This window comes from Vogesella mureinivorans (assembly GCF_007644035.1).
In the GTDB taxonomy this organism is placed as follows: domain Bacteria; phylum Pseudomonadota; class Gammaproteobacteria; order Burkholderiales; family Chromobacteriaceae; genus Vogesella; species Vogesella mureinivorans.
This window is the reverse complement of the sequence record NZ_VMTV02000636.1, coordinates 1-264: the sequence shown is the minus strand read 5'-3', so window position 1 is coordinate 264 and position 264 is coordinate 1. Positions and strand designations below refer to the sequence as shown.

The following is a 264-nucleotide window of genomic DNA, read 5'->3' as shown; positions in this document are numbered from 1 at the left end:
CCAGTCCGTATTCGGCCCCGCGAAGTTATGAATACAGCCAAAAAGACTGACGCGGCGCTCTACTCGAAGTAAGGGATTCTCCTTAAAGAAAGGGACCAGACCCTGTCCATCGACAAGCACTTCTGTGGCATTACCACAACCTACGATGGCAGGAACACCTAATTCACGAGCAATAATGGCTGCATGACAAGTACGACCACCACGGTTAGTCACGATTGCTGCTGCACGTTTCATTACTGGTTCCCAGTCTGGGTCAGTCATGTC

The 264-nt window shown here is 50.8% G+C and carries 1 pseudogene; it reads right to left on the bottom strand.

The window, feature by feature from the left end:
- Window positions 1–102 precede the first annotated feature (102 nt).
- A pseudogene (locus FLQ44_RS17040) lies at window positions 103–264 on the bottom strand (PEP-utilizing enzyme); the annotation flags it as partial.